Genomic DNA, 21,497 nt, shown 5'->3' on the forward strand with positions numbered 1-21,497 from the left:
GAGCGGGCCGCCGGACCCGTCGCGCGGCGGCCCGCCCCGCCCGCACTTTCTTACAGACATCGCTGTCTCCCTGACCTACGATGCTCGGCATGACTCGCTTGATCGCCGGCCGTTACCGGCTGGTCGCGGAGCTGGGGCGCGGCGGCATGGGGATCGTCTGGAAGGCGTGGGACGAACGCCTGAAGCGCCACGTCGCGGTCAAGGAGCTGGCGCTGCCGCAGGGCCCCGACCACGCGGGACGCGGCGAGACGGAACAGCGGTTCCTGCGCGAGGCCAGAGCGGCGGCGGCACTGGACCACCCGCACATCATCTCGGTGTACGACGTCATCGAGGCGCCCGGCGAGCCGGTCTTCATGGTGATGCGGTACGTGCCGGGCAGGTCGTTGCAGGAGGCCGCGCCGCTGCCTCCCGACCGGGTCCGCGTGCTCGGCCTGGCGCTGCTGGACGCGCTGGAGACCGCCCACGGCCAGGGCATCGTGCACCGGGACGTCAAGCCCGCCAACGTGCTGATCACCGATACGGGGCACGCGGTCCTGGCGGACTTCGGGATCGCCGCGGTGGCCGACGCCACGCACAGCCTGACACGGACGGGCCTGGTGGTGGGCTCGCTGGGCTACATCGCCCCCGAGCGGTTCTCCTCCGGGACGGTCGGGCCGGAGTCGGATCTGTGGTCGCTGGGCGCGACCCTGTACTACGCGGTGGAGGGGAGGCGGGCGTACCGTGCCGATGACGGCATGGAGGTGCACATCGCCCGCCTGATGATGGGCGAGGACCCGGAGATGGACCGGGCCGGGCCGCTCGCACCGGTCATCGCGGGACTGATGGAGAAGAACCCGGCCCGCCGGTGGGACCACGACCGGGCCCGGCGAGCCCTGAACGGCGAGGGCACCGGACCGACCCGGAGCCTGCCGCCCGTGCGCCGGTGGGCCGCGAGCGGAGCGGCCCGGCTTCTGGCGGCCCTGTCGCTGTCCCTCGTCCTGGTGGGCGCCATCGCCTACTCCGCCGCCGGGCACCGGGGCCCGGAACGACCCGGCCCGGGCGGGAGCGCCACCCCCGCGGCGGGCGTGTACAAGCGGATGCCGGACTTGTGCGGGTACCTGAAACGCAACGAGCTGCGGGGGCGCAGGGAACTGGCGGCCGATGACCTGCTGGATGTGACCAACAACAGTCGGGAGGCGAACTGTGGCTGGAAGAGCTCCGGCAGCCCGGTCCGGTTCACACTGATCATCAGCGCGGAACTGTACGGCGGCGAGACGGTGGCGGTCGGGGAGATGGCCGACCACACGCTCGGCCGCAGCTCGTCCGGCGTCAGCGCCGACAACCCGACGGTGACCAGCCGAGTGGAGGGGCTCGCGGAAGAGGCGGTGAAGTCGGTCTTCGACGAGAGCCGCGGAAAGAGGGGGAGGCACAACTCGACCGTGGTCTGGTTCCGGCGGGACAACCTCATCGTCAGCGCGCACTACATGCAGTTCGAGGTCGCCCCGTCGAGGGAAACGGACCCCAGGGGCATGACCTCGGAGCGGGCGCTCAAGATCGCCGGGATGCTCGACGGCTTCCTCCGGGACGAGCCGGAGAACCAGGAGGAACCGATCCGGGGCTGACCCGCCTCGCCCGCCTGGCGGGGCGGGCGTCCGCCTACCGGGACGGCGGTGGCGGCCGACGCGGAGCCGATCACCCGCCCGGTGCGGCGAACCGGCGGGTGCCCGGCCCCGGCGGGCGGTCAGGAACGGAGTCGCAGGCCTCTCGGCGTGGGATGGAAACCGGCGGCCTCCAGGGCGGCGGCCAGGGGGGAGTTGACGATGGACTCGCCGTCGGCGCGTTCCACCGTGAGTTTGCCCAGGGCCCCCTCGCGGACGGCCAGGGCCAGGGCGTCAACGGCAGGTTGCAGCACCTCCGGATCGTCGTCCCAGGTCAGCAGCGTCTTGCCGCCGCGTTCCACGTACAGGGCCAGGCGGCCGTCCACCAGCGCCACCAACGCGCCCGCCTTGCGGCCCGGCTTGTGGCCGCTGGCCACCTCGTCGGCGCGGTCGGGCCAGGGCAGGGCCGCGCCGTAGGGGTTGGCCGGATCGGTGGCCGCCAGGATCAGGGCGCGGCGGTCGGTGTCGCGGCGGGACGGGGTCTCCCACAGCACCGCCAGCTCGTCGGGGGCGGACGGCTCGGACGGGCGCAGCGCGCGGAGGCGGTCCACCGCCCCCGGCAACGCGAACTGCGCCGCCCCCAGGCCCTCGACGAAGTAGCCGCGGCGGCACCGGCCGCTCTCCTCGAACGCGCGCAGCACCGGGTACACCGCCGCGAACCCGCCCGGCGTGCGTTCGGCGGCGACCGCGCCCCGGATCACGATGCCGTAGCGGTCCAGCAGCGCTTCGGCGAGCGCGTGGGAACGCAGCGTCGGGGCGCTCTCGCGTTCCGGCAGCGGCCACCAGCGGCCCGCCACCGTGGGCGGCCCCGTCCGCGACGGCAGGACGGGGCGGCCCCGGCGGGTGCCCCGGGAACGGTGGCTGGGGCGTCCGGAGCCGAGCGTCGCGCGCAGCGGCGCGAGGGTGTCGTTGGTGAGGCGGCCCGCCCACACCAGATCCCAGACGGCCGTGACCAGGTCCTGGTCGTTCGCGGTGGTCTCGCGGTTGACCCTGTCGGACAGCTGCCGGAAGAACAGGGCGCCACCGCCGTCCAGGATGTCCAGCACCGCCTGGTGGGCCGGCGTGAGGGTGATCTCGGCGGGTTCGGGCATCAGCAGCGGCGCGGTGTCGGCCAGGTACAGCGACACCCAGCCGTCACCGCCGGGCAGCCCGCCCTGGCCCGCCCACACGACCTCGCCCGAGGAGGTCAGCTCGTCGAGCATGGCGGGGGAGTAGCCCGCCACCCGCGACGGCAGGACCAGCGACTCCAGCGCCGACGCGGGGATCGCCGCGCCCTGCAACTGCTCGATCGCCTGCACCAGCGCGTCGATGCCGCGCAGCCGCGACCCGCCCGCGATGCCGTGCCAGGCGGGCAGGAACCGGCCGAGCGCCTCCGGCGGCGACGGCTCCACCTCGGCCCGCAACCGCGCCAGCGACCGCCGCCGCAGCGTTCGCAGCACCCCGGCGTCGCACCACTCGGTGCCCAGCGCCGCACCGCCCGCGTTCGCCCCGGCCCGGGCCTCCCCCGCGGTCCGGGCGTCGTCCGCGTGCCGTTCCGCGATCACCTCGACCGGCAGGAACTCGCCCTCCACGACGCGCCCGGCCCCGGCCAGCCGCCGCAGCGCCTCCACGACGACCGCCACGCCCAGCCCGAAGCGGTACGCGACGTCGGCCGCCCGGAACGGCCCGTGCGTCCGCGCGTACCGGGACACGAGGTCCCCGAGCGGATCGTCCACCGGCTCAAGGAACGCCTCGGGGATCCCGACCGGCAGCGGCGCTCCGAGCGCGTCCCGCAGCCGCCCGGCGTCCTCGACCGCCGCCCACCGCTCCTCCCCGGCGATCCGCACCCGAATGACGCGCCGGGTCTCCTCAAGCTCGGTGAGCCACCGCCCGCAAACGTCCAGGACCTCAGCCCCACCCGAGACCACGTCAGCGGCAGCGCCATCACTCCCCGCCGCCTCAGACCCACCGACGACCTCCGCACCATGCGCGGCATCGCCACCGTGGACGGCCTCCGCGTCACGAGGGCTCCCCGGCTCATCGGCGGCCCCCGCGTCGTGCACGGCTTCCGCGTCACGGATGGCTCCCGCTTGGTCGGCCCCCCGCGCATGGTCGCTGGTCTCCGCACCGCGGGCGGCGTCCGCGTTGTGTGTGGTTTCTATGCCGGTGGCGGCTTCGGCTTCGTCAGCAGCCTGTGCGTGAGGGGTGGGTGCCGCGTCAGGAGCGGACCCCGCTGCGTCGGCGCCCTGCGCGTGCGGGGTGGCTTCTACGCCGTGGGCGTCCTCTGAGGCAGGGGTGGGCTTACGGAAGGTCTGCGCGTCTTCGGTGGGCCGGGCGTTTTCTGCGTGATGGGGCGCCTTGTTGGAGGCGGGGGGCTGTGCTGGTGGGGTGAGTGGTTCGGGGACTGTGGCGGAGGCGAGGGGGTTGTCGGAGGCGTGCAGGGTTGTGCGGGCCGCTACCTCCACCGTTGTCAGCGGGCCCAGTGCGCGGAGGAGGTCGGCGACTCCCTCCAGGTCGCGGGCGCGGCGGTCGGGGGTGAGGCGTTGGAGTTCGCGTTCGGTGTCGGCGACCACCTCGGGGTCGAGGAGTTCGCGCAGGTCCGCCTGGCCCAGGAGCTCGGCCAGGAGGGTGGAGTCCAGGGCGAGGGCCTGGGCGCGGCGTTCGGCCAGCGGGGAGTCGCCCTCGTACATGAACGCGCCCACGTAGTGGAACAGCAGCGAGCGCGCGTACGGCGACGGCTGCGGCGTCTCCACCTCCACCATCCGCACCTTGCGGCCGGACAGGTCGCGCATGAGCCGCACCAGGCCCGGAACGTCGAAGACGTCCTGCAGGCACTCGCGCATCGTCTCCAGCACGATCGGGAACGACGGGTACTTGCTCGCCACGCCGAGGAGCTGCGCGGCGCGCTGGCGCTGCTGCCACAGCGGCATCCGCTTGTCGGGGCGGCGGCGCGGCAGCAGCAGGGAACGCGCCGCGCACTCCCGGAAACGCGCCGCGAACAACGCCGAGCCGCCCAGCTCGTCCACCACGATCCGTTCGATGTCATCGGCGTCGAAGGCCGCCAGGTCCAGGCCGGGCGGCTCGTCCATGTCGGGGAGCCGGATCACGATGCCGTCGTCGGCGTGCATGGCCTGGGCGTCCACGCCGTACCGCTCGCGCAGGCGGCCCGCGATGGCCAGCGCCCACGGCGCGTGGACGCGCGCGCCCAGCGGCGAGTGGACGACCATCCGCCAGTCGCCGAGCTCGTCGCGGAACCGCTCCACCACCAGGGTGCGGTCGTCGGGCACGTGACCGGTGGCCTCGTGCTGCTCGGCCAGGTAGGAGACCAGGTTCGCGGCGGCCCACTCGTCCAGGCCCGCCTCGGCGACGCGGGCGCGGGCGGAGTCGGCGGGCAGCTCGGCGAGCTCGCGGGTGAACGCCCCCAGGGCGCGGCCCAGCTCGGCGGGGCGGCCCAGGGCGTCGCCGTGCCAGAACGGCAGTTTGCCGGGCTGGCCGGGCGCGGGCGAGACCAGGACGCGGTCGGGCGTGATGTCCTCGATGCGCCACGAGCTGGCGCCGAGCACGAACACGTCGCCCACCCGCGACTCGTACACCATCTCCTCGTCCAGCTCGCCCACGCGCGAGGACTTCTCGCCCACGAGGAACACGCCGAACAGGCCCCGGTCGGGGATCGTGCCGCCGCTGGTGACGGCCAGGCGCTGCGCGCCGGGCCGGTCGCGCAGCACGCCCGTCACCCGGTCCCACACCAGGCGCGGCCGCAGCTCGCCGAACTCGTCGCTGGGGTAGCGGCCCGCGAGCATGTCCAGGGTCGCCTCCAGCGCCGAACGCGGCAGCGTCGCGTACGGCGCGGCCCGGCGGACCACGGTCTCCAGCTCGTCCACGGTCCACTCGTCCATCGCGACCATCGCCACGATCTGCTGGGCGAGCACGTCCAGCGGGTTGCGCGGGTAACGCAGCTCCTCGATCGCGCCGCCGCGCATGCGCTCCGCGACCACGGCGGTCTGCACCAGGTCGCTCCGGTACTTGGGGAACAGCACGCCCTTGGACACCGCGCCGACCTGGTGGCCGGCGCGGCCGACGCGTTGCAGGCCGCTGGCCACCGACGGCGGCGACTCCACCTGGACGACCAGGTCGACCGCGCCCATGTCGATGCCGAGCTCCAGGCTGGAGGTCGCCACCACCGCCGGGAGCCGCCCCTGCTTGAGGGCGTCCTCGATGACGGCGCGCTCCTCCTTGGACACCGACCCGTGGTGCGCGCGGGCGATCTCGGCGGGCGCGCCCCGCGCGGCGCCCGCCTGGGCCATCACCTGCGCCGGGGTCGCCATCGATCCCCGCAGCGCGCGCTCGATGTCGTCCGGCCCGATCCGCCGCGGCTCCCCGGGCCCCTCCGGCTCCTCCTGGTCGGCGAGGGCGCGTTCGTGGGCCAGTTCGTTGAGGCGGCCGCACAGGCGTTCGGCCAGGCGGCGGGAGTTGGCGAACACCAGCGTGGAGCGGTGCGCCTCGATCAGGTCCAGCAGCCGGTCCTCGACGTGCGGCCAGATGCTGCGCTGCCGCGGGTCGGCGGTCCCCGAGTCGTCGGTGAACTGGCCGATCTCGGCCAGGTCCTCGACCGGCACGACGATCTCCAGGTCGAAGACCTTGTCGGAGGGCGGCTGCACGACCGTGGCGGGCCGCGCGCCGCCCAGGAACGCCGCGACCTCCTCGGGCGGCCGCACCGTCGCCGACAGGCCGATCCGCTGGGCGGGCCGCTCCAGCAGGGCGTCCAGGCGTTCCAGCGACAGCGCCAGGTGCGCGCCGCGCTTGGTGCCCGCCACCGCGTGCACCTCGTCCACGATCACCGTCTCGACGCCGCGCAACGCCTCCCGCGCCTGCGAGGTGAGCAGCAGGAACAGAGACTCGGGCGTGGTGATCAGGATGTCCGGGGGCTTGGTGGCCAGCCGCCGCCGCTCGTCGGCGGGGGTGTCGCCGGAGCGGATCCCGACCCGCACGTCCGGCTCGGGGAGGTCGAGGCGGCGGGCGGCCTGCCGGATGCCGGTGAGCGGGGCGCGGAGGTTGCGTTCGACGTCGACGGCCAGGGCCTTCAGCGGCGACACGTACAGCACGCGGCACCGGTGCAGGGGGTCCTCGGGGACGGGCCCGGTGGCCAGCCGGTCCAGCGACCACAGGAACGCCGACAGCGTCTTGCCCGACCCGGTCGGCGCGACGACCAGCGTGTTGTCGCCGCCGGAGATCGACTCCCAGGCCCCCGCCTGCGCGGCGGTGGGCGCGGCGAACGCGCCGGAGAACCACTCCCTGGTCGCCGACGAGAACCGTCCCAGCACGTCACCGCTCATGCCGACCATCCTGCCAAGCGCCACTGACAGAACGCGGCGCGGGTGGCGCCCGTCACGTTGTAAGCAAGCGCTTGTAAGGGAATGCTCTGTGAAGGTCGCCACCGCGAGGGAGCCCCCTGATGCCCTACGTCCTGCTGGCCTTCGGAGCCCTGTCGCTGCTGCTCGCCGTGAACGCGCACGTCCCGCGCAGGAGCGCGCTGCTGCTGGTGCCGAGCTTCTTCGCCGGCTGGCTGACGATCGAGATGGCCCCGCACCTGCTGGTCCTGGAGATCGCCGGGCTGGGCCTGCTGGCCGCCGGGGGCGGGCTCGACGCCTGGCCGGGCTGGGCCGGGCTGCTGCTCGGCCTCGGCGGCGCCGCCGGGACGGTCGCGACGATCATCGCCGCGCGCCGCACCGTGGTGACCCTGCGCGACAGCGGCGTCCCCTTCGACCTCGACCCCGAGGACGCGCCCCGCTACCCCCGCTCCCACCTGGTCGTTCCGCCGCTGTGCCTGATCCCGCGGCGGGGCGTGAAGGTCCAGCGAAACATCGTCTTCCGCGAGGAGGGGCGGCTGCGTCTCAAGCTCGACGTCTACCGCTCCGCCGCCGACGCCCCCGGCGGCGGGCTCCGCCCCGGCCTCATGCAGGTCCACGGCGGCGCGTGGATCATCGGCGACAAGCGCGAGCAGGGCCTGCCGCTGCTCAACCACATGGCCGTCCAGGGCTGGGTCGGCTTCAACGTCAACTACCGTCTCAGCCCCCGCGCGACCTGGCCCGACCACCTCCTCGACCTCAAGCACTTCATCGCCTGGTACCGCGAGCACGCCGAGGAGTACGGCGCCGACCCGGACTTCCTGTGCGTGACGGGCGGCTCGGCCGGCGGGCACCTGGCGGCGATGGTCGCGCTGACGGCCGGGGTCCCGGAGTTCCAGCCGGGGTTCGAGGACGTGGACACCGGCGTGCGGGGCGCGGTGCCGTTCTACGGCGTGTACGACCTCGTCGAGCCGGGGCCGTGGCCGGTCCCCATGGGCGCGACGCCGTTCATGCAGAAGATGGTGCTGAAGAAGTCGTTCCGCGACGAGCGCGAGGCGTTCGCCAAGGCGTCCCCGGTGACGTACCTGAACGAGGACGCGCCGCCGTTCTTCGTCATCCACGGGAGCCGCGACTCGCTCATCCCGGCGGGCGAGGCCCGCCGGTTCGTGGAGAAACTGCGGGACGTGTCGAAGGCCCCCGTCCTCTACGCGGAGATGAAGGGCGGGCAGCACGCGTTCGACGTCTTCCCCTCCTACCGGACGGCGCGCGTGGTGGAGGCGGTCGAGCGCTACCTCACCGGACTGCACCGCCAGTACCGCGAGGGCGTGCGCGGCGCGGTCCCCGACGAGGTCGCCGACTCCCTGGAACGGCGCTGACCTCCCGGCGCGTCGGATAGCGTGGTCCCGTGCGGCTCACGGTTTTCTGGCAGCGGATGAACGAGCAGTTCGGTGAGGGCTACGCGGAGAGCGTCGCCCGGGACCATGTCCTGGCCGAACTGGGCGGCCGCACCATCGAACAGGCCCTGGCCGACGGCGAGCCGGCCAAGCGCGTCTGGCAGGCGGTCGTCGCCACGTTCGACGTGCCGCAGCGCCTGCACTGACGGCCCGCGCCGGCGGGTCAGTAGACCGAGACGGCGACCACGAAGCCGATCATCAGGTTGGCGACGGCCAGCAGGATCGCCGCCGGTTCGAGCCGGTCCTCGGCGTCGTCGGCCAGCTCCCGCACGTTGATCCCGATCAGCCGGTCGAAGATCATCGTGGCGAGGCCCTGCGCCAGGATGCCGACCAGCCCGAACACCGCCGTCCGCGACAGGCCCTCCACCAGGTCCCCGCCCGCCGCGAAGATCGACACCGCGGTGATCAGGCCGACCCCGATCATGGAGGCGCACACCAGCAGCGTGGCGTTGGGGTTGCGGTGCTGCCGCAGCACCGTGATCAACCGGCCGGGGACGACCAGGTCGGTCATGTAGAACCCGGCCACGAACAGCGCCAGCCCGACGGCGGCGTAGGCCAGCAGCGCCCCGGTGCCCTCCAGCAGGAACAGGCCGAGATTGTCGTCCGCCGCCGTCTGCGCGAGCGTGGTCATGGATCTCCTTGGAAGGTCACAGCGGAATGCGATGGGGAACGAACGACGAGGTGTCGTCGGTGATCAGCCCGGCGGTCTCCCGGATGCCGAGGCCCGCCGACTCGTCGTGGACCACCCACGCGCCCAGCACCGGGTGCTCGCCGTCGAAGTCGGGCAGCGCGCAGAACTCCTGGAAGACGAAGCCCTCCTTGCCGTACTCGCCCTGCGTGCGGTGCTCGCCGCCGTCCGGCGTGACGATCCGCATGCTCGCGCCCTCCCGCCCCAGCAGCGGCTTCTGCACGTAGGAGGCGAGGTCGGCGGGCGTGTTGAGGTAGGTGGGCAGCAGGTTCGGGTGGCCGGGGAACATCTCCCACAGCAGCACCAGCAGCGCCTTGTTGGAGAGCACCATCTTCCAGATGGGCTCGATCCAGCGGGTCGGGGCGCCGGGGATGTTGCGGCCGAACGGCTCGGCGACGATCCACTCCCACGGGTACAGCTTGCACAACGCGCCGATCTCGCGTTCGTCCAGGTCGACGAAGCGTTCCCGGGCCGGGTCCCAGCCGATGTCCTCCATGGCGATCGCCGTGCCCGGCAGGCCCGCCTCCTCGGCGGTCTCCTGCATGTAGGCGATCGTCATGACCTCCTCGCCGGTCTCGTCCTCGTGGGTCCAGGCGAAGTGGAGCGGCCCGCCGTCCAGCGTGGAGCCGATCTGCTTCCACCGGTCGACCAGGCGTTCGTGAATGGAGTTCCACTGGTCGTCGCCGGGGTACACGTCCTGCAGCCAGTACCACTGGACGATCGAGCTCTCGACCAGCGCGGTGGGGGTGTCGGCGTTGTACTCCAGCAGCTTGGCCGGGCCGGTCCCGTCGTACCGCAGGTCGAACCGCCCGTACAGGTGCGGGTCGTCGCGCCGCCACGACTCCTCGATCAGCGGCGCCACCCAGTCGGGGATGCCCAGAACGTGGTAGCGGCCCGTGGTGACGACGTGCTCCACCGCCTGGAGGCACATGCGGTGCAGCTCCTCGACGGTCTCCTCCAGCGCCAGCACCTCGTCCATGTCGAAGACGTAGTGCACCGACTCGTCCCAGTAGGGCCGGGGCAGGTGTTCGGGGTGGGCCGTCCGGTGGAACGCCAGTCCCTGCGACTCGACCTTCTGCGGCCAGTCGGGGCGGGGCGTCGAACGCTCGCGTCGCACTCGCTCAGCCCCCGCTCCGGCCGCCGCCGCCGAACCCGCCGCGCACCAGGGTGTGCCCCGAACTCGACTTGATCTTCCCCTTGCTGGGGCCGTAGGAGCTGCCGCCCGACACCGTTCCGGTGGAGCCGTCGCGCTTGCCGCCGTAGTACCAGAAGTAGCGGCCGTAGCTCACCGTGCCGCGCTCGATGTCCCGGGTGTCGCAGTAGGAGTCGGGGACGGCCCGGTAGCCGCCCTTGGGGCCGGGCAGCGTACGGTCCACGCACCACGCCGTCGTCGTCTTGGAACCGCAGGCCACCAGGGTGAGCGACAGCGCACTGACCATGCCGACCTTGACGGTCCGGGAGCGGAGCCTGCGACCGGGATCCTGAGGAGGCAACGTGAACACGCCCTTCGAAACGAGGTGGCCGACACCCGCACGACTCCGCATGGTGGGGCCACCGTGCGGCAGCGATTCGGCGTCGCGGGGGTTAGCTTAGAGGTGGACTCCGCTGAGACGGTAGGGGAGTCCTCCCGGTTCCGGGCATGGCGGACGGGCGTTCCGGGCCGTTCCGGCGGATTCCGTCCCGCGGGCTCGACGCCGGGCGCTCAGTCCGGAACGGGCAGGTGGGCGTACAGGTCCATCGGATCGGTCGTCGAGGGCAGGTCGCTGACCTGACCGTCGCCCACCTCCACGACCCGCCACTCGCCGTCGCTGCGCAACGCCAGGTCGGTGGTGATGAAGCGGCAGCCCAGCGCCCGCACCGCCGGGGCCACGGCCGCCAGGTCCGGGTCGGGGAGGGTTCCCGGGCTGTCCGGATGCGGCCCCACCAGCACCGCCTCGCCGTCCACCCACCACACGCGCGACTCGCCCGCGCCGTCGAACCGCTCGAACTCGCGGATCACGACGCCGCCCGCCAGGAACTCCCCCTGCAGCGCGACCATCTTGCTGACCACGGCGCGCAGCCGGGTGAGGTTCTTCACGTCCGGCACGTAGCACGCCTCGTCCCACTCGTGCTTGCGGGACTTGACGTAGTCCTTCACGACGGCCGGGCCGCCGCGCAACGGCCGTACCAGGTCGCTCAGGTCGCCCGGATCCTCGCCGGGGGACAGGGGCCGCCACACGCTGTTCGGGGTCAGCCCGGCGAACGTGTCGTGCCAGCCGGGCAGCTCGTGGGCGCGCTGGTAGTCGTCGGGATGGGTGAGCAGCGGGGAGCCGCGCCGCCGCAACGCCCCCGCCAGCGCCGTGTACTCGGCGGAGGTCAGCATCCAGCCCCGGTACCAGGCCGGGCCCAGGTCGCGGGGGACCGACCGCACGGCGTGCTCGACGTCGCCGCGTTGCAGGGCGTCGTGGTCGATCAGGGCGATTTCGCCATAGTGGTCCCGCACGGCGGCGGCCTCACGGGCGAAGTGGGGATCAACGCGCCGAGGGTGGAGCGGATCGACGCAGAAGAGAACGGTCAGCGTCATGAGAAACCCTCCGTGAACGCCGCCAGCGTACGGGCAATCCCGCCTCCGGCGCACGGAGATTCCCGGGCGAATCGCCGGACGCGGTCCTGATCGAACGGATGTTCGGTAAGCTGATGGGGCGCGCGACGTTATCCACAGCACCGCGTCGAAGCCGCGAAAGTGTCAGTGGCTTCTCGTAACGTCGCCTACGACATCGCAACCACACCGGCGACGTATGGACGACGGTAGAGACAAGGGGCATCGCAATGGCAGCGAACGACCGGGAGAAGGCCCTCGAGACCGCGCTCGCGCAGATCGAGCGTCAGTTCGGCAAGGGCTCGGTCATGCGGATGGGGGAAGAGGCCCGCGTCCCGGTCGAGATCATCCCGACCGGTTCCATCTCCCTGGACATCGCACTGGGCATCGGCGGCCTGCCGCGCGGCCGCGTCGTGGAGGTCTACGGTCCGGAAGGCTCCGGTAAGACCTCGATCGCGCTGCACGCCGTGGCCAACGTGCAGAAGAGGGGCGGCATCGCGGCGTTCGTGGACGCCGAGCACGCCCTGGACCCCGAGTACGCGAGCAAGCTCGGGGTGGACATCGACGCGCTCCTGGTCTCCCAGCCCGACACCGGTGAGCAGGCCCTGGAGATCACCGACATGCTGATCCGCTCCGGCGCGATCGACATCGTCGTGATCGACTCGGTGGCCGCGCTCGTCCCCCGGGCCGAGATCGAGGGCGAGATGGGCGACAGCCACGTGGGTCTCCAGGCCCGCCTGATGTCGCAGGCCCTGCGGAAGCTGACCGGCGCCATCAACCAGACCAAGACCACCGCGATCTTCATCAACCAGCTGCGGGAGAAGGTCGGCGTCATGTTCGGCTCCCCGGAGACCACCACCGGTGGCCGGGCGCTGAAGTTCTATGCCTCGGTGCGGCTGGACGTGCGGCGCATCGAGACCCTCAAGGACGGCACCGAGGCGGTCGGCAACCGCGTCCGCGTCAAGGTCGTCAAGAACAAGATGGCCCCGCCCTTCCGGGTCGCCGACTTCGACCTGCTGTACGGCCAGGGCATCTCCCGCGAGGGCGGCCTGATCGACCTGGGCGTGGAGCACGGCTTCGTCCGCAAGTCCGGCGCCTGGTACACCTACGAGGGCGACCAGCTCGGCCAGGGCAAGGAGAACGCCCGCAACTTCCTCAAGGCCAACCCGGACACCGCCGACGAGATCGAGAAGAAGATCAAGGAGAAGCTGGGCGTCGGCCCCAAGGTCGACAAGCCGGCCGAGGAGGGCGCCGCCGGGGCCACCGCGCCCGCCGTGCCCCCCGCCATCACCCCGGCCGCCAAGCCGGCCACCGCGGCCACCCGCAAGAACTCCAGGGCGGCCAAGAGCGGCGACTGACCGGGAACTCCCGACGAACGATCCGTTGAACCGGGTGACTCCTGACGGCGGTTCGAGCGATGATCCCTTGCACCGGGCGGCGGCGCCCTGCCCGCCCCATCCGCGGGCCCTTCCCCGAAGGCGCCGCCGCTCCGCTCGGCTCCGCCCGTTCCACCCACCCACCCGATCAACGGACCGGTCAAGCCCCGTCTCCCGCACGCGGAGGCCCGGACCACAGCAAGCCCAGCAGCGCCGCACCCGACAGCGGCCCACACCACGGCCTCCGGTCCAACACGCGCGGAGACCGAACAACAGCACATCCCCAGCGCCTCAAGGGGTGCCCAACCGCCTGGCCCAAGCCCGTCGACAAGACCCGGCGGCAGCCCGCAACGGCACGGTCGGACATTCCCAAGCGAGCGGCGAGGGAACGACACCCCAAGCCCCCGCCAAAGGCGCACGAATTCCGCGCACACGCGCAGACCGAGCAGCCCCCAAGAAAAGCCACAACACCCACTCCCACCCATCCACCCGGCACGGCGGCATGGCGGGCACGGCGGGGCCTTCTCGTGATCATGTGGTGGGCTCTGGGACGGCCGGACGGCGACCGTTCCCGGTGGTTCCGGTCACGCGGCGCCGCGGGTGGAGCCGCGGTGGTGGCGTGGTGCTGTGGTCGGGTTGCCGGAACGTGTCGTGGGGAGGCGATCGTGGAGCGGCGTTCCGCGTGGTTCGGTCGCAATCCCGCTCTTGTCCTGCAGGGTGGGGCGAAGCCGCCGAGAAGCTCGTGACCGGCGTGGACGGATCGCAGAGGAGGAACGCTCGTGGACCCCGAGGAAGAGCCCCGGCAGGAGCCCTCCGACGAGGCCGGGACCGAGAACGCGGACCGGCGGCCTGCCGCTGAGGGGCCGTTCACCGATCCTGGACGTCCCGCGGGGCGGCGTTCCTGGTTCGTTCCGCCGGAGCCCTCCACCGCTCCGGCCCCCTGGGCCGCGGATACGACCAATCCGTGGACCGGCGAGCCCGCCGGTTCTGACGCGCCGTCCGAGCCGGACACCTCGACGGAGGCCGAGAGGCCGGTGAACCCGTGGACCGGCGAGCCGCTCACGTCGCCGCCCGCCAACGCGTCCCCTGCGGACGAACCCCCGGCGCCCGAGGCGTCTCCGCGGAGCGCCACCCACCTCGCGGCCTCTGAGGCCGGCGAACGCGAGGCGCCTTCCCTCCCCTGGGAGCGCGGCGCCGGGACGCCGCCGCCCTCGCCGTTCCCGAAGCCGGATGCCGACTCCCCGAACCCCTGGACGGACCAGCCCGCCGTGCCCGTGCCTGTGGACGAGGACGAGCCGTCTGCGGACGCGGCGGAGAGCGTCGAGGACGCGGACGTTCATGCGGGCGTGGAGCGGCGTTCTCGGGGACGTTCAGGGCGGGCTCATGCGGCGGAGAAGGCCCAGGAACGGGACGATCACGCCGGCGGGCCGGGGCGGACGGACGCGCCCGGGGCTGACAGCGCAGCGGATGAAGCCGTCGGCAGGGACAGCGAGCAGGCGCGGGGGCCCGGCAAGCGGCGGACCAGGAAGGTGAGCGCGCCCCAGCACGGCGGGACAGAGGAGGCCGCTGCTGGAGATGATGAGCAGGCGCAGGAGCCCGCCGGACGGCGGGCAGCGGGCGTGGATGTCCCTTCCTCGGGCGGTGGAGCAACGGAAGCCGTTGGCGGAGGGGATGAGCAGGCGCAGGAAACCGCTGGGCGGCGGGCCGCGCGCATGGACGCTACCCCCTCGGACCGTGAGGCAGCGGGGGACGCCGATGGGGAGCGGACGCGGGGGACCCGTCGGCGGGACGCTCGGGCGGACGCGTCTCAGGCTGAGGAAGTCGTCGGCGGTGAGCGGGGCCGGAGCGCCGGGCGTCGGCGGGGTCGGGCGGCGGATGGGGCGTCCCCGGAGGAAGACGCCGCCGGGGAGAGCGAGGCCGCGGACGGCGCCGAGGAACGTGGTGGGCGCTCCCGGCGGCGTGGGAAGCGGCGTAAGGCTCCCTGGGACGGTTCTCGGTCCGCCTGGGAGGAAGGGTCCTCCCGGGAGGGGCGCGCGGAGCAGAAGACCTCCGATCCGGAGGCGCGGGCCCGGGAGATCTGCCTGCGGCTGCTGACCGGGTCGCCCCGGACCCGGGCCCAGCTCGCCGAGGCCCTCAAGCGTAAGGGGATCCCTGACGACGTCGCCGAGGGCGTGCTGGGGCGGTTCGCGGATGTCGGACTGATCGACGACGCCGCGTTCGCCCAGGCCTGGGTCCAGTCGCGGCACGCGGGGCGCGGGCTCGCGCGGCGGGCGCTGGCCGCCGAGCTGCGGCAGCGGGGGGTCGACCAGGAGACCGTCAGCGAGGCCGTGGAGGCGCTCGACTCCGAGCAGGAGGAGGTGCGGGCCCGCGAGCTCGTGGAACGCAAGCTGCGGTCCACACGGGGGGTGGACCCGGTCAAGCGGACGCGGCGGCTCGTCGGGATGCTCGCCCGCAAGGGGTACTCCTCGGGGCTGGCCTACCGGGTCGTCAAGGAGGTCCTGGAGGCCGAGGGGGACGATGTGCCCGAAGACGACTGGGGGACCGACGACACGCCGTAGTCATGGGATGCCTGACGGGCGCCGGCCGTTCCCGGCAGACGATGGGGCAGGTGAGCGGCGGTGGGCGTCGGTAAGGGACTACTCACGCCGACGTTCGGTTAGTCCGGAATGACCCTCGTTTGCTTGCTCATTACCTCCGTGCCGCTTACCGTTACGGCAGTGAGGAGTTACTCCGCGCACCGCGGATTGCCATAAGACTGAGCATGTTCTAGCAGCTGAGAGGCATAGAGGACGCCGTCTTGGCCGTCGTCGGCCGAGCCCCGTGGGGGTGCTCGGACGATGCCGCGTACCCGGCGGGGTGCGGGTAAATCCTCGCGGTGACAGGGCCCCGAACCCCCGAGGCCCGCGGCGAGGAAGGGTCGGCCTCATGGTGAGCGTCCTGTTGGGTGTGGCGCTGCTGGTGGCCCTGGTCGCCCTGGTGGTCACGGGGCGTCCGGGCGTGGGGCGGCGCGGCCGGGAGACGGCCCGGCAGGAGGCGCGGGACATCCTGGACCGTGCCGAACGCGAGGCCAAGGAGCTCCTGGAGCAGGCCGACAGGCAGGTGCGGGAGATCGTCGAGGCGGGGCGCGAGGAGGCCGAGCAGCAGGCCCGCGCCGCCCGGGAGGAGATCCGCACCCTGCGCGAGGACCTGGAACGCCGCGAGTCCCGTCTCGCCGAACGCGAGCAGCGCCTCGACACCGAGGTCCGCCGGCTGGAGGAGTGGTCCGGGCGGCTCGCCGAGACCAAGCGCGGCCTGGAGGAGCGCAGGGTCGAGCTGGGGAAGGCCGAGGAGGAGCGGCGGCGGATCCTGGAGCAGGCCGCCGGGCTCACCGCCGAGCAGGCCAAGGCCGAACTCGTCGCCGCCGTCGAGAACCAGGCCAAGCGCGAGTCCATCCCGCTGGTCCGCGAGATCGAGAACGCCGCCCGCGCCGAGGGCGACAAGCGCGCCCGCAAGATCGTGACGTTGGCGATCCAGCGGGTCGCCAGCGAGCAGACCGCCGAGTCGGTGGTGTCGGTGCTGCACCTGCCCAGCGACGAGATGAAGGGCCGCATCATCGGCCGCGAGGGCCGCAACATCCGCGCGTTCGAGTCCACCACCGGCGTCAACCTGATCATCGACGACACGCCCGAGGCGGTGCTGCTGAGCTGCTTCGACCCGGTGCGCCGCGAGGTCGGGCGGCTGACGCTGGAGAAGCTGGTCCAGGACGGCCGCATCCACCCCCAGCGCATCGAGGAGGTCTACGAGCGCAGCAAGCGCGACGTGGAGCAGCTGTGCGTGCGGGCGGGGGAGGACGCCCTGGTCGAGGTCGGCATCACCGACATGCACCCGGAGCTGATCGCGCTGCTGGGGCAGCTCCGGTACCGCACCTCCTACGGCCAGAACGTCCTCAAGCACCTGATCGAGTCGGCCCACATCGCCGGGATCATGGCCAGTGAGCTGCGGCTGCCGGTCGAGCTGGCCAAGCGCTGCACCCTGCTGCACGACATCGGCAAGGCCCTCACCCACGAGGTGGAGGGCAGCCACGCCCTGATCGGCGCGGAGATCGCCCGCCGCTACGGCGAGCACGAGGACGTCGTGCACGCCATCGAGGCGCACCACAACGAGGTCGAGGTCCGCACCGTCGAGGCCGTGCTCACCCAGGCCGCCGACGCGATCAGCGGGTCCCGGCCCGGCGCGCGCCGCGAGTCGCTGGAGGCCTACGTCAAGCGGCTGGAACGCCTGGAGCAGATCGCCCGCGAGAAGCACGAGGGCGTGGAGAAGGTGTTCGCGATGCAGGCCGGCCGCGAGATCCGCGTCATGGTCAAGCCCGACGCCGTCGACGACATCCAGGCGCAGGTGATCGCCCGCGACATCGCCAAGCAGGTCGAGGACGAGCTCACCTACCCCGGCCAGATCCGGGTGACGGTGGTCCGGGAGTCCCGCGCCACCGAGTTCGCCCGCTGACCCCTCCCGCCGGCCCGTCAGGCGGCTCGTTCGCGCAGCCCCGCCCAGAGCCGCCCGAGGTCGGCGTCCAGCCGCCGCAGGACGCGCACCGACTCCTGGGAACCGTCGGCGAGCAGTCCCCACAGCAGGTCGTCGCAGTCGGCGAACGCGCGCCCGCCCCGCCGCGCCGCCCACAACGCCACCTCCAGCGTCTTGCGGCCGCCCTCGTCGCACACCACCCGCGTCGCCGGACCGGTCAGCACGACCCGCAGCGGACGCAGCCGGGAACGTCCGAGCCTCCACAGCGCCGGGTCGTCCGGGCGGGTGGAGGTCGCGTCCACGGCGCGGCGGCGCACCTCGTCCAGGTCGATCCCGATCGTGGCCAGCAGCTCCCGGTCCCGCCACGGCGGGACGTCCAGCTCGGCGCGGATCGCGGGGGCCGCCGCGCCGGGCAGCGGCCGCTCCTCGGCCAGGGCCAGCAGCAGCGGGCCCGTGCCGAGCGCGGCGTGCCCCGAACGCGCGGCCAGCACGCCCGCGCGCACGACGGTCCGCCGCGCGGCCGGTGAGAACCGGTCGAGTCGCATCACTTCTCCCTCATGGAACGGCGGGCGTGCTTCTTGTGGACCGACTGGCGGCGGACGCCGAGCGCGTCGGCGATGGCCTGCCAGGACCAGCCCCGCGCGCGGGCGTTGTGCACGTGCAGCGCCTCCAGCTCGTCGGCGAGCCGCCGCAGGGCCGCCACGGCGGCCAGTCCGGTCCCCGGGTCGTCGCTGTCGGCGGCGGCCGCCAGCTCCGTCATCGTCGGCATGGTGTCAGCCTAAACTGACAAATGCCCGTTTGTCAGCCCTGGCTGACAAACGTCAGGCGATCATGCGCGTTGTGCAGTGATCGAAGAATCTGTAGGTTCTGGCGAATGCGTAAGGGGCAGATGCGATGGACGGTGGCGGTCGTGGCGTCGACGGGGGTCGTCGCGGCCGGAGCGGGAGCGGTCGTCCACTCCCGGACCAACCCCCCGGTCCGCCAGGCGGCGGACGTCGCGGTCCCCCTCCAGGTCAGCGCGGCCGAGGCCGACCAGACCGAGAGGTACTGGACCGCCCGGCGGATGACCGCCGCCGCGCCGGTGGCGGGACGCGCCCTCCAGCCGCAGGTCGGAGCGCGCGCCGCGGCGCCCCGGGGCGTCCCCACGGCCAAGGCGTTCGGCGGGGTCCGGACGATCGGCGCGCTGTTCTTCACCACCCAGGACAAGCGCGACCACTACTGCACCGCCTCGGTCATCGCCAGTAACTCCAGGCGGCTGCTGCTGACGGCCGCGCACTGCATCCACGGCGGCAAGGGCCACGGCTACGTCAGGAACGTCGCGTTCGTGCCCAAGTACGACCGGGGCCGGGCCCCCTACGGCGTCTGGACCGCCCGGTCGGCGCTGGTCTACTCGGGCTGGCAGAAGCGCGGCGACCCCGACCTGGACTTCGGGTTCGTCACGATCAACCCCCGCAAGGGCCGCAACATCCAGAGCGTCGTCGGCGCCTACCGCCTCGGCATCAACCGCGGCACCGGGCTGTGGGTGAACGTCGCGGGCAACCCCAAGGCCACCTGGGACCGCCGCGACCGCCCGATCTGGTGCCGCGTCAAGACCAAGCGGCAGTCGCGCTACCAGATCCGCATGGACTGCGGCGGCTTCTACGGCGGCACCAGCGGCAGCCCCTGGATCCTGAACTACAACCCCCGCAACAACACCGGCTACGTCAACGGCGTCCTCGGCGGCTACCAGGGCGGCGGCAACACCCACTACACGTCGTACTCGCCCTACTTCGACAAGGACATCCACAACCTGCGCAAGCTCGCCGACAGCCGCGCCTGACCGGAGCACGGAACCGCCGCGGCCCGCGTGACCGGGAACGCCCCGGTCACGCGGTATCCCCGCGCGGCGCCCGCGTCAGCCCACGCTGAGGTCGATCGGGTCGACGTCGCGCGGCTTGAACCCGAGCGTCCGCCCGTAGAACGCCAGCTCCGACTCCAGGCACCGGACCACGGTCCCGGCGCGCCGGAACCCGTGCGCCTCGCCCTCGAACGTCAGGTACGCGTACGGGATCTTCTTCTCCGCCAGCGCCTCCGCGAACCGCTCCGACTGGTCGGCGGGCACCACCGGGTCGTCGAGCCCCTGGAGCAGCAGCACCGGGCACGCCACCCGGTCCGCCCGCCGCAGCGGCGAACGCTCCTCGTAGGCGCGCTCGAAGCCCGGCAGCGGACCGATCAGGCCGAACAGGTACTGCGACTCGAAGTCGTGCGTGGTCGCGACGAAGCTCTGCAGCTCGCTGATGCCGTAGTAGGACGTGGCGGCCTTGAACAGGTCCGTCTGGGTGATGGCCGCCAGCGTCGTCCAGCCACCCGCGCTGCCGCCCCGGATCGCCAGCCGCTCCGGGTCGGCGATCCCGCCGTCCACCAGCGCCTGCGCCGCCGCGATGGCGTCCTCCACGTCCACCACGCCCCACTGGCGGCGCAGCCGTTCCCGGTAGGCGCGGCCGTAGCCGGACGAGCCGCCGTAGTTGACGTCGATGACGCCGATGCCGCGGCTGGTGAAGTACGCCCGCTCCAGGTTCAGGACGGTGGAGGAACGGCTGGTCGGGCCGCCGTGCACGAACACCACGTACGGCGGCAGCTCGTTGTCGGGGCCGACGGCCTCGGGGTTGGCGGGCGGGAACACGTAGGCGTGCACCGGCCGCCCGAACGGGCCCTCCAGCCTCTCCGCGCGCGGCGTCGGCAGGTAGGCGGCCTCGGGCGGCTCCTCCAGCTCGCGCTGCAGCTCTTCGGCGCGCCCGGTGGTGGTGTCGATCCGCACCACCGACGGCGGGACGGCCGCGCCGCCGCCGACGCCCACGACGGTGGTCCCGTCGGCCGACACCATGGGCTGCCAGTGGTCGTAGGGGACCTCCAGGTCGACCAGGTCCAGCGTCTCGGGGTCGTAGATCCCGATCCGCTGGTCGCCCTCGCCGTGCAGCACCGCCAGCCGCCCGTCCTCCAGCAGCGCGTACGGCATCCCGCCGAGCTGCCACAGCGGCGCGGCGAACTCCTCCTCGGCCGGGTACAGCGCCTGCGGCGACTCCCCGTGCAGCCCGACCTGGTAGATGTTCCACCAGCCCGGCCAGTCGGAGATCACGTACAGGGCGCTGTCGTCGGCCCACAGGGGCGCCAGCGCCGACTCGTTCAGCCCGCCCTTGACCGTGCGCGGCGCGGTGGCGACGCCGTCCTCCAGGGCGGCGACCCGCACCTCGGTGCCCTCCCACGGCATGCGCGGGTGGCTCCACTGCACCCACGCCAGGTGACCGCCGGACGGCGAGGGGGCGGGGGAGGCGTAGAAGTGCGCGCCGGTCACCAGCTCGCGGACCGCGGCGGCGTCCTCGGCGGCGCTGCCGTCCAGCGGGACGGCGACGATGGCGCGGCGGACGCCGTCGGGGGTGTGCCCCTCGCACACGCACCACACCTCGGTCCCGTCGGGGGACAGGACGTAGTCGGCGTAGCGTAGCCCGCCGGGGACGGCCGGTTCGGGGGTGAGGGGACGCGGCTTCGGATCGTCGGGGTCGAGGCGGTGCAGCCGCTGGTCCTCGTAGTGGGAGAAGACCAGCGCGTGGCCGCCCTCGACGGGAACGGGCAGGTAGGAACGTCCTCCGTACTCGTGAACACGGGTGCGCGCGTCCCAGGGGGCCGCGAGGAGCTCGGTCCGCTGCCCGTCCGCCAGATGGACGACCGTGGTGCGCCCGCCCTCCTCCGGCCGTGTCTCCTGCCACCACACGTCGCCGCCGGACACGAGGGGGAAACCGAGCCGCAACCGGGCGCGGGCGACGTCGGTCGCGGAGATGGGAGAGGGCCAGGAGCCGTAGGGGAGGGTCGCGCGAGCGGTCATAACCGAATCGTCCCGCATGCGCGGGGTGGTTGGGGCCATGACGGGGCAGTTGACTTCGGAAAGATACAAGCCGCTCACCGG

General features: G+C 73.0%; 15 protein-coding genes. 7 read left to right on the plus strand and 8 right to left on the minus strand.

From position 1 onward, the window contains the following. The first annotated feature begins 89 nt into the window (after window positions 1-89). Complete coding sequence (locus HNR61_RS06185) at window positions 90-1,601, plus strand: serine/threonine-protein kinase (RefSeq protein ID WP_182842038.1); 1,512 nt, start codon at window positions 90-92, stop codon at window positions 1,599-1,601. A gap of 119 nt (window positions 1,602-1,720) precedes the next feature. Here the strand turns inward: HNR61_RS06185 and HNR61_RS47355 are convergent, their stop codons facing one another. Then, complete coding sequence (locus HNR61_RS47355; protein ID WP_182842039.1) at window positions 1,721-6,949, minus strand: Lhr family helicase; 5,229 nt, start codon at window positions 6,947-6,949, stop codon at window positions 1,721-1,723. A gap of 119 nt (window positions 6,950-7,068) precedes the next feature. Here HNR61_RS47355 and HNR61_RS06195 point away from each other — a divergent pair, with 119 nt between their 5' ends. Continuing rightward, window positions 7,069-8,337, plus strand: a complete 1,269-nt coding sequence (locus HNR61_RS06195; protein ID WP_182842040.1) for an alpha/beta hydrolase — start codon at window positions 7,069-7,071, stop codon at window positions 8,335-8,337. Window positions 8,338-8,366: 29 nt separating this feature from the next. Beyond that, window positions 8,367-8,561: a DUF3046 domain-containing protein gene (locus tag HNR61_RS06200; protein ID WP_182842041.1), complete on the plus strand. Its 195-nt coding sequence runs from the start codon at window positions 8,367-8,369 to the stop codon at window positions 8,559-8,561. 17 nt (window positions 8,562-8,578) lie between these two features. Here HNR61_RS06200 and HNR61_RS06205 read toward each other — a convergent pair whose 3' ends face one another. The 4 genes from HNR61_RS06205 to HNR61_RS06220 all read right to left on the minus strand — a co-directional run bounded on the left by HNR61_RS06205 (window position 8,579) and on the right by HNR61_RS06220 (window position 11,666). Beyond that, window positions 8,579-9,046 (minus strand): DUF350 domain-containing protein, encoded by a 468-nt coding sequence (locus HNR61_RS06205; RefSeq protein ID WP_182842042.1) that lies wholly within the window; start codon window positions 9,044-9,046, stop codon window positions 8,579-8,581. Window positions 9,047-9,062: 16 nt separating this feature from the next. After that, window positions 9,063-10,220 carry a glutathionylspermidine synthase family protein gene (locus HNR61_RS06210; protein ID WP_182842043.1) on the minus strand — a complete coding sequence of 386 codons (1,158 nt, stop codon included), beginning with the start codon at window positions 10,218-10,220 and terminating at the stop codon, window positions 9,063-9,065. A 4-nt stretch (window positions 10,221-10,224) separates the two neighbouring features. Then, complete coding sequence (locus tag HNR61_RS06215; protein ID WP_182842044.1) at window positions 10,225-10,542, minus strand: hypothetical protein; 318 nt, start codon at window positions 10,540-10,542, stop codon at window positions 10,225-10,227. 263 nt (window positions 10,543-10,805) lie between these two features. Beyond that, complete coding sequence (locus tag HNR61_RS06220) at window positions 10,806-11,666, minus strand: ATP-grasp domain-containing protein (RefSeq protein WP_182842045.1); 861 nt, start codon at window positions 11,664-11,666, stop codon at window positions 10,806-10,808. A 245-nt stretch (window positions 11,667-11,911) separates the two neighbouring features. On the opposite strand from HNR61_RS06220, the gene recA reads away from it, so the two are divergent. The 3 genes from recA to rny all read left to right on the plus strand — a co-directional run bounded on the left by recA (window position 11,912) and on the right by rny (window position 17,539). After that, window positions 11,912-13,039, plus strand: a complete 1,128-nt coding sequence (gene recA, locus HNR61_RS06225; RefSeq protein WP_182842046.1) for a recombinase RecA — start codon at window positions 11,912-11,914, stop codon at window positions 13,037-13,039. A 1,730-nt stretch (window positions 13,040-14,769) separates the two neighbouring features. Next, entirely contained in the window at window positions 14,770-15,615 is an 846-nt protein-coding gene (recX, locus tag HNR61_RS06230; RefSeq protein WP_182842047.1) for a recombination regulator RecX, read from the plus strand. Window positions 15,616-15,982: 367 nt separating this feature from the next. Further along, window positions 15,983-17,539, plus strand: coding sequence for a ribonuclease Y (rny, locus tag HNR61_RS06235; RefSeq protein WP_182842048.1), 1,557 nt, complete (start codon window positions 15,983-15,985; stop codon window positions 17,537-17,539). Between the two features lie 17 nt (window positions 17,540-17,556). Here the strand turns inward: rny and HNR61_RS06240 are convergent, their stop codons facing one another. Beyond that, the gene (locus HNR61_RS06240; RefSeq protein ID WP_182842049.1) at window positions 17,557-18,102 is read right to left on the minus strand and encodes a hypothetical protein; all 546 of its coding nucleotides are present in this window, start codon (window positions 18,100-18,102) and stop codon (window positions 17,557-17,559) included. Further along, window positions 18,102-18,326 carry a helix-turn-helix domain-containing protein gene (locus HNR61_RS06245; protein WP_182842050.1) on the minus strand — a complete coding sequence of 75 codons (225 nt, stop codon included), beginning with the start codon at window positions 18,324-18,326 and terminating at the stop codon, window positions 18,102-18,104. Before HNR61_RS06245 ends, HNR61_RS06240 begins: the two co-directional genes overlap by 1 nt. Window positions 18,327-18,431: 105 nt before the next feature. Here HNR61_RS06245 and HNR61_RS06250 point away from each other — a divergent pair, with 105 nt between their 5' ends. Then, window positions 18,432-19,376 (plus strand): trypsin-like serine peptidase, encoded by a 945-nt coding sequence (locus HNR61_RS06250; RefSeq protein WP_182842051.1) that lies wholly within the window; start codon window positions 18,432-18,434, stop codon window positions 19,374-19,376. Window positions 19,377-19,451: 75 nt separating this feature from the next. Here the strand turns inward: HNR61_RS06250 and HNR61_RS06255 are convergent, their stop codons facing one another. Continuing rightward, a complete protein-coding gene (locus HNR61_RS06255) occupies window positions 19,452-21,416 on the minus strand; it encodes a S9 family peptidase (RefSeq protein ID WP_182842052.1) in 1,965 nt (654 codons plus the stop codon). Window positions 21,417-21,497: the final 81 nt, after the last annotated feature.

Source organism: Actinomadura kijaniata (genome assembly GCF_014138665.1).
Lineage (GTDB): Bacteria > Actinomycetota > Actinomycetes > Streptosporangiales > Streptosporangiaceae > Spirillospora > Spirillospora kijaniata.